The sequence below is a fragment of the Streptomyces sp. NPDC099050 genome (assembly GCF_044759865.1).
Lineage (GTDB): Bacteria > Actinomycetota > Actinomycetes > Streptomycetales > Streptomycetaceae > Streptomyces.
Genome location: NZ_JBIWAE010000018.1, coordinates 37,006 through 50,256, shown reverse-complemented (window position 1 = coordinate 50,256; position 13,251 = coordinate 37,006). Strand labels below are relative to the sequence as shown.

General features: G+C 72.8%; 12 protein-coding genes. 7 read left to right on the top strand and 5 right to left on the bottom strand.

Annotated elements, in window-relative coordinates; all coding sequences use genetic code 11:
• The first annotated feature begins 140 nt into the window (after positions 1–140).
• The 7 genes from ACIQV3_RS27325 to ACIQV3_RS27295 all read left to right on the top strand — a co-directional run bounded on the left by ACIQV3_RS27325 (position 141) and on the right by ACIQV3_RS27295 (position 7,486).
• The gene (locus ACIQV3_RS27325) at positions 141–1,241 is read left to right on the top strand and encodes a hypothetical protein (RefSeq protein ID WP_403716288.1); all 1,101 of its coding nucleotides are present in this window, start codon (positions 141–143) and stop codon (positions 1,239–1,241) included.
• 105 nt (positions 1,242–1,346) lie between these two features.
• On the top strand, positions 1,347–2,036 hold the full coding sequence (locus ACIQV3_RS27320; protein ID WP_403716287.1) for a response regulator: 690 nt from the start codon (positions 1,347–1,349) through the stop codon (positions 2,034–2,036).
• Positions 2,033–4,288 carry an ATP-binding protein gene (locus ACIQV3_RS27315; RefSeq protein WP_403716285.1) on the top strand — a complete coding sequence of 752 codons (2,256 nt, stop codon included), beginning with the start codon at positions 2,033–2,035 and terminating at the stop codon, positions 4,286–4,288. The genes ACIQV3_RS27320 and ACIQV3_RS27315 overlap by 4 nt, the downstream gene beginning before the upstream one ends.
• A gap of 142 nt (positions 4,289–4,430) precedes the next feature.
• Positions 4,431–5,504, top strand: a complete 1,074-nt coding sequence (locus tag ACIQV3_RS27310) for a GTPase family protein (RefSeq protein WP_403716283.1) — start codon at positions 4,431–4,433, stop codon at positions 5,502–5,504.
• Positions 5,501–5,824: a hypothetical protein gene (locus ACIQV3_RS27305; RefSeq protein ID WP_403716281.1), complete on the top strand. Its 324-nt coding sequence runs from the start codon at positions 5,501–5,503 to the stop codon at positions 5,822–5,824. Before ACIQV3_RS27310 ends, ACIQV3_RS27305 begins: the two co-directional genes overlap by 4 nt.
• Positions 5,821–6,246 (top strand): hypothetical protein, encoded by a 426-nt coding sequence (locus ACIQV3_RS27300; RefSeq protein ID WP_403716279.1) that lies wholly within the window; start codon positions 5,821–5,823, stop codon positions 6,244–6,246. The genes ACIQV3_RS27305 and ACIQV3_RS27300 overlap by 4 nt, the downstream gene beginning before the upstream one ends.
• Before the next feature lie 139 nt (positions 6,247–6,385).
• Positions 6,386–7,486 (top strand): hypothetical protein, encoded by a 1,101-nt coding sequence (locus tag ACIQV3_RS27295; protein WP_403716277.1) that lies wholly within the window; start codon positions 6,386–6,388, stop codon positions 7,484–7,486.
• Here ACIQV3_RS27295 and ACIQV3_RS27290 read toward each other — a convergent pair.
• From ACIQV3_RS27290 to ACIQV3_RS27270, 5 genes are all read right to left on the bottom strand, one after another.
• On the bottom strand, positions 7,483–8,196 hold the full coding sequence (locus ACIQV3_RS27290) for a hypothetical protein (RefSeq protein ID WP_403716273.1): 714 nt from the start codon (positions 8,194–8,196) through the stop codon (positions 7,483–7,485). The two genes, ACIQV3_RS27295 and ACIQV3_RS27290, sit on opposite strands and share 4 nt — an antisense overlap.
• Positions 8,197–8,377: 181 nt before the next feature.
• Positions 8,378–8,722, bottom strand: coding sequence for a hypothetical protein (locus tag ACIQV3_RS27285; RefSeq protein ID WP_403716269.1), 345 nt, complete (start codon positions 8,720–8,722; stop codon positions 8,378–8,380).
• An 8-nt stretch (positions 8,723–8,730) separates the two neighbouring features.
• Complete coding sequence (locus tag ACIQV3_RS27280; RefSeq protein WP_403716266.1) at positions 8,731–9,222, bottom strand: LuxR C-terminal-related transcriptional regulator; 492 nt, start codon at positions 9,220–9,222, stop codon at positions 8,731–8,733.
• A gap of 109 nt (positions 9,223–9,331) precedes the next feature.
• A complete protein-coding gene (locus tag ACIQV3_RS27275) occupies positions 9,332–9,874 on the bottom strand; it encodes a sugar O-acetyltransferase (RefSeq protein WP_403716264.1) in 543 nt (180 codons plus the stop codon).
• Positions 9,875–10,070: 196 nt separating this feature from the next.
• A complete protein-coding gene (locus tag ACIQV3_RS27270) occupies positions 10,071–13,016 on the bottom strand; it encodes a discoidin domain-containing protein (protein ID WP_403716262.1) in 2,946 nt (981 codons plus the stop codon).
• Positions 13,017–13,251 lie beyond the last annotated feature (235 nt).

The window sequence follows — 13,251 nt, the reverse complement described above, 5'->3', positions numbered from 1 at the left end:
CCCACCGGATGACCCGCGCCTGACGTTCCCCACCGGATGACCCGCGCCGGACGTTCCCCACCGGATGACCCGCGCCTGACACAGGGGCGGTTAGCCTCCCAGGGGATCGGCAGCACGCCGGTTCCCGGGAGGGACGGATCATGGCTGACGGGCAGGACTGGGAGCAGCGGAACCGGGCCGCGTACGGGACGGTGGCGTGGCGGCGGGCCGTGCTGACCTGCGGCGCGCTGGTGGTGTGGCACACCGGCTACGACAACCGGACCGCGCCCGGCCCGCCCGGACCCCGCCCCGGCCGCCCCGACGCACCCGACGGCGCCCGGTTCACGTCGCGGTGGATGCCCGTGGTCGCGCTGCTGGCTCTCGCGGCCTGCCGCGCCGCCCGCGAGGCGGACGTCCTGGTCGACGACGTCGAGCTGCCGGCGCTGGCCGGCTGGGTCGACGGCGCGCACACCGGGCGCCTGCACCAGGGACCGCTGGAGACCGGCGAGCCGCGGGGGCGCACCGCGGAGGGATGGCTGGACCTGGTCGGGGACGAGAACCGCCGACGCCGGGCCCGCGACGTCCTCGACGCCCACATCGAGTCCCACATCGAGTCCCACATCGAGGCCCACGACGCGCACGACGCGGAGCCGCGGGACCCTCGCGACGGAACGGACCCGGTTCCGTTGACGATCGGGGACCGGGCCCGTGCGGTCCGGGCTTCGGGGATCGCGGATCTCGAACCGGAATGGGCCGGAGACGTGGCCTTCGCCCGCGCACGGACCGACCGGCTCGCGGCGGCCCTGAGCGGCGGCCTCTGGAGGCCCGGCCGCCCGCACCGGGCGTTCGCCGGGATCCTGCACGGCACGCTGGCCGCCGCCCCCGACTATCCGAGCCCGCCCGAAACGCTGCCCGGTCCCCTCTGGGTACAGCGGGTACTGAGGATGCCCCACATCACCTCCACCGTCCTCACCCTCACCGACCTGCCCGAGTTCGCGATGTTCGGCCCCAAGGGGGACACCGGAGACCCGCTGGGCGACGCCGTCGGCGCCGTCGCGCACCACGCGGCGCACTCGCTGGCAAAGCCGGCAGCCGACCTGGAGCAACTGTGGACGGCCCGCCCGGCGGACCAGCCGGTGAGCCTGTGGGAGCGAGCGCACCTTCCTCCACCGGTGCGCGAGCAGATCCTCGCCGTGGAGTCGGTCACGCAGGAGCTCTCCACGCTCCTCTTCGAGATCGCCCACCCCGGCGCCGAGCGGTAGCCGGCGGACCGGTCCGGAGCCGGTACGGGCGAACACCCCACGTGCCGGACCGACCGGGCATACGATTCCGGCACGAGCCGCGCCGTGGGGGAAACCGTGGATCCAATGGACGTGCCGGACGCGACCACCCCCATCAGGGTGGCCGCGGTCGACGACCATCCCATCGTCCTGATCGGGCTGCGCGCCTCGCTGGCCGACACCACGCCCGACATCGCGCTGGTGGCGATCGCGGAGGACGTGGACTCCCTCCTCGCCCAGGAGGACGGGGCCACCGCGTCGGTCGTCCTGCTCGACCTGCGGCTGCGCGACGACAGCGACATCGGCGAGAACGTGCGCCGGATACGGGCCACCGGAGCCCGCGTGCTCGCCTACACCACCGAGCAGCGGCCCGCCCTGATCCGCAGGGCGCTCGACGCCGGCGCGCTGGGGCTGGTCCTCAAGGAGGATCCGCAGACCAGGCTCGCCGCGGCCGTCCGCGCCGCGCACACCGGGGAGGCGTACGTGTCCAGCCGGCTCGCCCACCAGATCGTCAGCGACCCGCGCGGGGGCATCCGGCTCTCCCCGCAACAGCACCGGGTGCTGGAACTGATAGCGCGGGGCCTGCCACACGGACAGATAGCCAAGCTCCTCCACATCACCGAGGACACCGTCCGAACCCACCGCAAGCGGGCCATCGAGGCTTACACGGACGCCGGTGACGGGCTCCTCGGGACGAACAGCGCGATCGTCTGGCGGGCCGTCGCCGACGGGCACATCGACATCGGCCCGGAGCGGCCCGGCACCCCGGGGCGATGACCGGGACCTCCTACCGGGACGGCGTCGAGGCCGGGCTCTCCCGGTCCGTCGCCGCCGTCTCGGTCCTCTTCGGCCTCAACTGGGCCACGGTCCCGCTCTCGGGCGACCGGCCGCCGGCCGGCGTCACGGCGGTGGCGATCGCCTTCGTCGCGCTCACCATCCACCTCGTGGTCCGGGGGGTAAGGGTCCGGCTGAACGGGACCGACGCACTGGCGGCCCTGGCCTTCGCCGTGGTCGCGCACCCCGTCCTCGTCCTCGCCGGAGGCTCGCCGTACGTCGTGATCGGGCAGCGCTGCATGCTGACCGTGCCCGCGGTGCTCCTCGCCGCCGGGTTCCTGCCCCGGACCGCCGGACGATGGTCCTGGCTCGCCGCCCTCGCCGCCCTCGGCGCCCAACTGGGCACCAGTTGGCCCACCGACGGTCCGGCCGCGGCGGTGGAGGGCATCTGGCCGCCCCTGGCGACGGGGGCCGCCGGAGCGGTACTCGCCCCGCTCATGCGCGCCGCCGGCGACGGCGCCGACCGGTCCGAGCGCCGGGCCGCGGCGGCCCGCGCCGAGGCCGCGCGGGCCGCCGCCCGGCGCGAAGCCCACCGGGACTTCCAGGGGATGCTGCACGACGAGGTCAGTGCCGCCCTGCGCGCCTTCGGCCAACCGGGGATCGCGGTGGACCGGGTGCGGGAAGCCGCGCGCGGCGCCGCGGCCGCCATCGCCGGGGCCCGGAACCCGCTCGGCGAGGGGGACCGGGGCCGCACCGACCTGGCGGCCCTGGTCCGCGGCCTCGCGCCCCCGCAGGGGATCGGGGCGAGCATCCTGGCCGGCGAGGTCGCCACCGTCCCGTACGAGGTGGCGACGGCCACGATCGGCGCGGCCCGGGAGGCCCTGCGCAACGTGGCCGACCACGCCCGTGCCCGGACCGTACGGGTGGACCTGAGGGTCCGGGAGCCCGGCCCGGGCTTCGTCCTGTGCGTCACCGACGACGGCGCCGGCTTCGTCACGGAGGAGCTGAGTGCGTCGTCCGTGGGCGTCCGCCGCTCGATGCTGCGGCGCATGGAGGCCGTGGGCGGGCGCGCGGAGGTCCTCAGTACACCGGGACGCGGGACGGCCGTACGCCTGGAGTGGCCGGCGCCCGCCGGCGCGGAACGGCGCCGGGTCCGGGCCCGGGACACGAAGGTGGATCGGATGAACGCCGCCATCGGCGACGTCCGGCGCCCTTTGGCCGCCGTTTGCCTGCCCTTCCTCCTGGTCATGGGCGTCATCGCGGTGATCCACACCCGGCACGTCCCCGGAGCGCTCTGGCTGACGGCCTGGTACGCGGCCCTGTCCGTGATCACCGTTGCGCTGCTGCTGCGGGCCCGGAACGGGATCGGCCCCGCCGCCGCCTGGGCGGCCTGCGCGTTCGCCGTCGCGGGAGCGCTCGGGAGTTTCCTCGTGCTGCCCCTGTCCGGCCTCGCCGACTACACCTCCTGGCCGATCGGCGCGGTGACGCCGCTGCTGACGCTGCTGGTGATCGTGCGGCCCGCGCGGGAGGCGCTGACGGCCATGGCGCTCGAACAGGCGGGCGTCGTCGTCCTCGTGCTCACCGGCCCGCCGATCGCCCCCACCTTCGGCGGGACGGTCGCCCTGATCCTCCCGGCCCTGTCCGCCCCGGCCCTCGGCGTGTTCATGGGCCTGGCGATCGGCCGTACGGTCGCCCGCCTCGGCGGGGTCACCACGCGCGCCAACGCGGACCGGGCCGCCGCCCTCGCGGGCCGGGCCGTACGCGACGCCCGCGAGGCCCTGCACCGCGGGCGTCTCGCCGACCTGGGGGAGGAGATCCTGCCCTTCCTCGACGCCGTCGCCACCGGACACCGCTCGCCACGCGACCCCGAGGTCGGCGACACGGCCCGTCTCCTCGGCTACGCCGTCCGGGACGAGATCCACATCCCCGGGGTCCTCGACCGGCCGGCACGCGACCTGCTGATCGCGGCGCGCACCGCGGGCTGCGTCGTCACGATCCAGTCGGACGCGGACGACCCGCACCCGCCGGCCCTGCTGCGCCTGTTGCTGACCACGGCCCTGGGTACCGGGCCCACCCCCCGGGAGCTGGTCCTCAGCGTGACGGCCTCGGCCGACACCGTGGACGCGGCGCTGGTCGTGCTGCCGGGGGACCGGCGCAGGGCCGGCGCCCTGCACGAGGCGGTCGCCGGGCTCAGCGCGGTCGTGGAGGACGCCGCGGAGTCCACCTGGGTCGAGGCCCGTGTCCGTACGGCCTGAACCGGGCCCGCGCCGAGGGCTGTTGTCCCCATTGTCGGGGACAGCCAGGAGGGGGTCCGGGCCGGGAGCATCGAGGGGTGCCGAGAGGTCCGGGGAACCGCCCCGGAGCCCGTTTCCCGGCGCACCTCACCAGGGAGACACCGTGAAGAGGCTTGTCCACACCTTCCGCAAGGAACTGCAAGCGGCGTCGGGTCGGTCCGACGCCCTCACGCCGGCCGAACAGGAGGCGCTGGTACGGGGGTACGACGCGGCCCTCGACGGGGAGCGCCCGCCCCGCCTGGTCCTCATCGGGGAATCCGGCGTCGGCAAGTCGACCACCGTCAACGCCCTCTTCAACGCCGGCCAGCCGGTCGGACACACCAGGGCGACCACCGACCACGCCTACGCCATCCAGGTCGAGGAGGTCAGCGGACGGCGCGGCGTGCTGGAGGTGGTCGACATGCCGGGCATCGGTGACGACGTGGCCAACTACCGCCGCTATCTCGACCTTTACCTGCGGGTCCTGCCGACGGCCGACGCGGTCGTCTGGGTCCACCCGGCCGAGGACCGCAGCGTCCACCTCGTCCAGCAGACGCTCACGGACCTCCTCGCGCAGAGCGCCCCGGACCTGTCCGAGCGGCTCGTGCTCGCCCTGAGCAAGGCCGACGAGGTAGATCCGCACGACTGGAACCGGAGCGCCAACCTGCCCTCCGCACGCCAGCTGGAGGCCCTGCGGGAACGGGCCGCCGACTTCACCGAGAAGATCGTGCGGGTCCTGCCCGCCTGGCAGGGCGGGGCCGTGACCTACTCGGCGCGCCAGCACTACAACCTGACGGCGCTCTTCAAGGAGATGATGCGGGCGGTCCCGCAGCAGCGCCGCTGGGTGCTGGAGCGGCGGATGGACCTCGCGGACTTCACGGCCAAGGTGGACCGGAAACTGTTGCAGGCCGCCTCTGCGCGGATGCTCGCCGAAGTCCGGCCCCAGGCCGCGGTGGAGGCCGCACAGGCCGCACAGGCCGCACAGGCCGCACAGGCCGCACAGGCCGTACGTGCCGCCGCCGCCGACACCGGGCCCCGCCACGCAGCCACCCCGGCCCCCGCCCCCGCCCCCGCCACCGGCGCCCGCCTCTCCGAGGCGTTCGCCGCGCTGCCGGAGGCGAAGTGGCGCGAGCTGTGCCAGGACCGGGCCCTGTTCCTGGAGTTCACGCGGCGCGTGGAGCAGGAGAGCGGCCGATGAACACGGAACCCGCGGGCGCCGAAGTGGACGTCGACGAACTGCTCGAACGCGTGTGGGACGCCATGAGGAAGGACGAGGAGAACATGAGCGAGATCGTCCGGCTCTCGGACGTCTCCTTCCGCCTGTGGGTCGACAGCCTGGCCCAGCGCCTCGCGGCGGCCCTGGGCCTCTCCCTGGCCCGGGTCCATGCGTTCTTCGACGACGTCGGCTCGATCGCGCGGCGCGCGGGCCACACCTTCGCCGACGCCTACCACGACGGGTACCGCAGGGGGCGCCGGATACCGCCGCCCGGCGATCGGCCCCGAGGGGCACGCGCATGACGTGGGTGGAGTTCCCCTTCCCGGCCTGTCCGGTCTGCTCCCGCGCGTGGAGCGCGAGCAGGCACCGGGACTGCCCGGCCGGAGGCCGCGGCGACAAGACGCTGGACGTCGACCCGAACGCGGCGCGGGTGCGGTGCGCGGCCTGCCGGGGGACCTGGAGCGTGTGGGAGACGCGCTTCCACTGCGCCTGCGGGCGCCGCTTCGAGGCGGCCGAGGTGGAGGCCGCCCTGCGGGAGATCATCCGGGTCGCCTCCCTGCTGGTCGAGATCCTGGTCCAGCAGGGCCGGGACCTCGCCGAGATCCGCCGGGCGGGCGAGGCGTCCTTCCGCTCGTGGCTCGGCCACCTCACCGACGCGCTGGCGGGCACGCTCGGAGCGGCGGCGGGACGCGTCGTGGGGAGCCTGGTGCGGAACCTGCTCTGAGGGCCCGAGGACCCGCGCGCGGCGCACTCCTGCCCGGGGCCAAGAGATCGCAGCCGGATCGCCCGTGTCATGATTCGAACGTGGTTCGATCAAGGAATGGACCACGTTCGACCGACTGCTGATCAATGGGGGCTTGGGGATGGGCGCGGGTACGGAACCGGACGGTTCTTCCAGATCCGACGAGGAGTGGGAGACGTTCCTGCGCGAGTCGGTGGCCGGTACGGCCGACGCTCCCAAGGAACCCTCGGCGCGGGCCCGGATCGTGGCGAGGCGGCTGCGCTCGGAACCCGCGGCGGGCCCCGAGGGCTGGCGCAGCTACACGCCCGCGCGGCCCAAGCGACGCACGGGCCGGTACGTGGCCGGGCTGCTGCTCTCGGTGGTGCTGCTGGTGGTGGCCCTCGCGCCGGGGCGGGTCGTGGACCTGTTCGACGGTGAGGCTTCCGGCTCCGCACCGCTGGCGGGCGAGACCGCCCGCCCCACGGGGGTGCCCCCGGCCTCGGCCGCCGAACGCCCCACCAGGGACGAGCCGTTCCGCGGTTCACCGGCGGAGGGCTGGGCGAGCGGGGAGGCCGGGATCACCGTGCCGGGGGCAGCCGCCGTCGGCCGGATGACTGCCGCCGAGGTCGAACGGGCCCTGACCCGGAGCCGGGACTTCCTCGTCGCGTCCAACCTGGACCCCGGGGTGCTGCGGGGCGAGCGCCCCGAGAGGGCGATCGCACTGATCAACCCGCACCAGAAGGACGTCCAGGACGTTCTGGCAACCGCCTTCCGCAGCCCGAGCGAGAAGAGCGACCCCCTCCTCCTCTTCAGCCGATTCCGGCCCTCCCACGCCCAGTTGGTCGGCGACGTCGTGAAGACACGGGGCCGGCTCGCCTACCAAGAGGGCGAGCACGGCGGACTCCAGGTCACCGCCGACGTCACCTTCGTCTACCCGGTCACCCGCGCGGGCGAGGGCGGCGACGGCGACATCGTGCGCACGATCGTGCGGCGCGAACTGGTCCTGAGCTGGGACAACCCCGACAAGGTGATCACCGCGCCCGGCACCTTCTCGGTCATCTCCTACAAATACAACATGACCAACGGCGGCTGCGGCGCCCCCACCGGGTACCTCACCCCGCCCTTCGGCACGGACGGCCGAGCGACCGGACCGGGCCCGGAGGTCGACCCCTACGACCGCAGCGGACCGGTCGCAACGGGCGGGTCCTCCGTGGACGAATGCGGAAGGGCGACGCGGTCCTAGCGGGCGTCGCCGATACCTGATCCGTACCTCGAAGGCCCCCCCCGGCGCCGGGCCGGGGAGCACTGTCCCGCGGTACGCGTCAGCGGCCGGCGCAGCCCTTCGCCTCGAACTGGTCCGTGCTCATGCAGGGCCGGCCGGGGCATGCCGACGCCGCCGGTGAGGTCCTTGCCGCGGTCCGGGACGTACACCCGCATGAGGACGAGGTCGGTCTCGTACCGGACGCCGTCCGAACCGGTCTCGACGCCCAGGGGTGTCTGGCCGAGGGAGGCCGTGGGGATGGTGCGCAGGGCGTTGCGCCGCGGTTCGTCGTTGCGCGGGTCGCGGATGGTGAACTCGGGCTTCCCGGTGGCCGCGTCGTAGTTGGCCGCATGGTCGAACGACACGGTGTAGCCGCGCTTCTTCTCGGGGGTGTTGCGGCGGGCACCGGGGGCGTACGGGTTCGCGGAGCCCTGGTCCGGTGCGATCTGGTAGTCCGCGATGCCGTCCACCGGCTGGCCGAGGCGGTCGTACGAGATGAAGGAGAAGTAGCGCGCGTGAGGGTAGGTGCCCTCCAGCGTCAGCTTCGATCCCGCGGGGCGGCGGTAGTACGCGGCCCAGTAGACGGCGCCGGCATCGGGATAGGCGATGTTGAACAGGGGATCCGCACCGACCCCGCCGTAGTACCAGAAACAGTCGCGGACGAGCCATCGCTTGTGCACGCGGTTGCGCATGGGAGGTCTCCTGACCTCGTCGTCGGCCGAAGCTTCGCCGAAGCCGCGGGGCCGCCCAAGGCAGTGGCCCGTACCAGGGGGTTCGGTTTTCTGGTGTCTTCGCCGGCGGGTCAGACGCCCGCCGGCCGCAGCGGGACGTGACCGCACACCTCGGTGCCTTCCCCCGGGCGCCCGGCGACGCTCACCTCTCCACCGCAGGCCGCCATGCGGGCACGCATGCCGGCCAGCCCCATGCCGTGCGCCCCACCGGATCCGGCCGGGCCGCGGGTGACGGGCCGCGGTCGCCCCACGACCGGAGCCGTCCGGTGGGGAAGCTCAGCATCACCCAGACGAGGACGAACTCGGCGAGCTGCCCCAGGGCCCTGCCCAGGCCGAAGGCCCACGGGTCTTCCGAGGCTCCGAGCCCGCGCACGGCGTACGCCACGCACAGCAGGACCAGCAGGCACGCGAGCCGCCGGTCCTGCGGGCGCCGCCCCAGCAGTACCGCGGCCAGGAGCACCAGGACCACGCCGACCGTCGTGAGCATGCCCACGGTCATCGCCGGTGCGCGTCGAGGTACAGGAGCGTGGCCCGTACCCGCCTGCTGATGCCGGCGTCACCGGTGAGACCAAGGCGGCCGAAGATCTCGCTGACGTGCTTCTCGACGGCCCGCACGGACAGGAACCGGTCGCGGGCGATGGCGGCGTTGCTCCTGCCCTCGGCGATGTCCGCGTGGAGCTGGCGCAAGCGCGGGGTGAGGGCGTCGAGGGCCGAGGCCTCGGTCCGGCGCCGGCGCACGAGGTCCTCGACGAGTGCGGAGTCGATGTGGCACTCGCCCCTGGCCGCCGATCGCACGGCGGAGACGAGCAGGTCGAGGTCGTGGACGCGGTCCTTGAGGAGGTAGCCGCGGCCCGAGGCTCCCGACTCCAGCAGCCGGGCCGCGAGGCCGACGTGCCGCTCCTGGCTCAGCAGGACGTCCGCGATCAGCACGCGCAGCCGGGACGGTTCCTGCTCGCGTGCACCCGGACCTTCGTCGGGCGCCGACACCGAACCTTCTGAGACCGGACCTGGCATTAATTGTGCCGAAAGTACCTGGTGGACGGGCGAAAGCGAAGGCGGCCATGCATGCGCGGGCGCACGGATGTCCCCCCGGCCGTCACCAGCGTCGGTTCACGGTGGCCTTGCCGCCGGTGACCAGGCTCGCCGCTGGAACGTCATCGGCCACGACGGCGCCGGCGGCGATCACGGAGTCCCGGCCGATGGTGACGCCGGGAAGGATCGTGGCACCGGCCCCGATCCACACGTTCTCCGCCACGTCGATGGGCGCGCCCGTGAGGTAGAGCCGTCGCTCCTCTGGATCCACGGGGTGACCGCCGGTGATGAACGTGACCTTCGGCCCGACCATCACGCGCTCGCCGAGCCGGATGCCGGCGTAGTCCAGGAACGTGCAGTTCTGGTTGATGAACACGCGCTCGGCGAGTTCGAGGCGCAGGCCGTGGTCCGTGTAGAAGGGCGGATAGATCGTGACCCTCGGTGGCAGCGGCCTGCCGAGGATCTGTTCGAACAGTCGCGCCTTGCCCGCTTCGTCCTCGAACGGCAGGACGTTCAGGCGCGAGGTCAGTTCGGTGACCCGCAGGACCCTCTCGGACATGGCCCGGAACTCGGCGCTGTGGATACGCATCAGACGGTCGCTGGACATGCCGCGATCCTTGCCGACGGAACGGTGACGGGCCAAACCGACTGACCGGCCCAGCCTCCCGAGCGGCCGCCGCCTCCCACTGCTGGTCGATGCCCGTCCAGCTCTGACCCGCACGCTCCCGAAGGGGAGGGCCCACGAAGGGACGGCCGGCCCGGAGGGAGCCGGGCCGGCCGTCGGTGTGCGGTGCGCGGACGCGCTACGAGGTGTACGCCTCCAATTCCGACAGCTGGCCCGCGGGCCAGCCGGTGTTGCCGGTGAAGGTCAGGCGCAGGTGGCGGACGCCGGACGGGGGAAGCGTGACGGTGACCGTGTTGGACCCCTCGGTGAAGGTGTGGGCGGCGGAAGCCCTGAGCGTCGACCAGGCCGCGTTGTCGGTGGATCCGAGCACCGAGAGGGTCTGGCTGCGGGTGCCCCAGGCGGCGGGGAGCTTCAGCACCAGGCGGCCGACGGTCTGGGTGGAGCCGAGGTCGACGGTGAGCGACTGGGGGAAGGCGTTGTTGTTGCTCTCCCAGTAGCTGCCGGCGTTCCCGTCCGTGACGTTGGCGGCCACGTAGCCCTGGGTGTGGGTCGTGTCGGTCGCGCTCTTGCCCTGCGCGAGGTTGGTGCCGGCCGGCGGGCTGGTCGGCGGGGGAGTGGTCGGCGGCGGAGTCGTCGGCGGTGTGGTCGGGGTGCCGTCGGCCGGTGCGTAGACCTCGAATTCGGAGATCTGTCCCGCCGCCCAGCCGGTGTTGCCGGTGACGTTCAGCCGTACGTAGCGGACGTCGGCCGGGACCAGGGTGAGCGTCGCGGTGTTGCCGGAGGCGGGGTTGAAGGTGACGCCCGCGGAGGCGCGCAGCGTGGACCAGGCGGAGTTGTCGGTGGAGCCGAGCACCGCGAGGTTCTCGGTCCGCGTGGCCCAGTCGGAGGAGGGCGGGAGCTTGAGCGTGACCTTGCCGATCCGCTTGGTCTCACCGAGATCCACCGTCAGGGTCTGCGGGAAGGAGTTCCCGTTGCTCTCCCAGTACGAGGAGGCGTTGCCGTCGACGGCATTGGACGCCGTGTACGACTGGACGGCCGAGGAGGCGGTGGCGGGCCTGCCCTGGGCGAGGTTGCCGTTCGGCGGGGTCGTCGGCGGCGGGGTGGGAGGCGTCGTCGGCGGGGTCGTCGGGGGCGTCGTGGGAGGCGTGGTCGGGGGAGTGGTGGGAGGCGTGGTCGGGTTGCTGGGAACACCGCCGTTGGTCCACACCGGGGCGGGCCACAGGCCGGAGCAGGTTTGCCCCGTGTTCCAGCCGGAGTTGCCGCCGCCGTCGGTGATCTGGAGGCCCGCACCGATGCAGTTGTGGATCGGGGTCGCCGACTGGGCGATGTTCTTGGCGGTGACCTGGGTGAACTTCGCGGAGAGGTTGGACTGCGCCTGGATGGCGTAGGTCCCGGCCCCGTCGATGTTGACGTTGGTGAACTCCACCCCGCTGATCGGTCCTTCGATCGAGTGGATCGCCGCGTAGGAGGAGTCCAGGATGTCCGTGTCGGAGATCTTGATGCTGGCGCCCTGCACGGCCTCGTTCAGGCCGGAGAACCAGATCGCGCCGACGCCGAAGTTCCAGTTGAAGTCGCTGTTCCCGGTGCGGATGAGGGTGTTGCGCGCGGCGGTGATGGTGCCGGCCACCGCGGTGCCCTTGCCGGAGTTGACCCCCGGGTAGCGGTTGGCGATGTGCAGGCCGCCGCCGTTGCTGATGGTGTCGGACATGACGTTGTCCGAGATGGTGAAGTCCTTGCCGCCGTACGTGACGATGTTGTTGGCGAGGATCGGCAGGACGACCGTGTTGTGGTCGAAGCTGATGTTGGTGTTGGGCTTGTCCTGGGGCCAGGAGGCCAGGCCGTCGTCACCCGCGTTGCGCACGAAAGTGTTGGTGACACGGGAATTCGTGACACCCGTGTGGAAATTCACGCCGTCTGCCGTCATGTCGAGGAAGCGGCTGTTCTGGATGGTGAAGCGGTCCATCGGACCGTCCATCCAGGCGGCGACCTTCACGTGCTGGATCCAGAGGTTGTCCACCGTGGAGTTGGACATCGCGCCGCCCAGGGCGTTGACCTGGTCGTCGTCGATCCGCTCGCGGATGTCGCCGATGATCGCGAAGTCCTTGAGGGTGACGTTCTTGCTCGGCCCGTTCGCCTCGTGCGACCGGACCGGCCCCGTGTAGCCGCCGCCGGGGACGTACTTGCCGTAGAAGCCGGCGGCGCGGTTGCGGTTCACCGGGTCGCGGCCGCCGAAGACGGAGTACCAGGGGCCCGCCCCCTGGACCGTGACTCCGTCGACGACGACGTGGTCGTAGAGGGTGTAGCTGCCCGGGGGGATGTAGACCGTCTTGCCCTGGGCCTGTCCCGCGTCCACGGCTGCCTGCACGCGGGCCGTGGAATCGGTGGCGCCGCTCGGGTCCGCGCCGAAGTCGGCGACGGCGTCGAGCGCCCCGGCCGGCTTACCGGTCGCGGGGCCGACCTGCTCGAAGTCGGCGAGGTCGATGGTGAAGGTGGGCGACTGCGCCGTCGAGGTGACCTGTACGCGGATCTTGGTGCCCGCCGGATAGGTGGAGCCCAGCAGCGTGCGCGACTCGTCGTAAAAGTGGTGCGGGTTGGTGTCGCCCGGGTTGTTGTTGAAAGGGTAACCGCCGTAGTACCAGCTGTACTTGGAGGTGACGGGCAGGGTCTTCACCGACTGTCCGTTCGCCCGTACGTCCAGTGTCGCGTCGCGCCCCTTCCCGTCGCCGGTGTCCGGGAGGCTGTAACGCAGGGACATCGCGTTGGCGGGCTTGGTCAAAGTGAACTCGACGTACTGGCCCACGGCGTTCAGTGTCACGGCCTGCCGGCCGGATGCCTCCGAGGGGAGATTCCCGTAGAGCCGGTCGGGGCCGACGAGCGTGCCGTTGGTGGCCGCGTACTCGGCCTCCAGTTCGGTGAACGGGACGCTCGCGCCCCGCCCGGCTATGCCGATCGGAGACGGCGCGGGCACCCCGGCGGCGTGTGCCGCGGGGGCCGCGCCGAAGGTCACGGCGGTCAGGGCGGCGGTCCCGGTCAGGGAGAGGGCCAGGAAGACGGCGCTGGCCCGCCGTCTGAGGGAGCGGACTTGCTCGGGCGTCGGGGGACTGTTCTGTGGGGGCTGGGACACGGGCACGCACGTCCTTGCGGCTCGATCGGCGGGAGCGGAAGTGGCTCAACCCGGGACGCTACGACTCCACATGGAGGAAGTCTATGATCCTGCGCAAAAAACAGACTCGAGTCCGCAATAAATGTCTGCCGGAGGGGTTCTCTCTGCGGGCTTCGGCCCTCAGAAGGTGGTGACGGAGCCGTCGCGGCCGGTGGGTGGAGCCGGGCGAGACTCCGGGCGCGACCGGGCTCTCGGC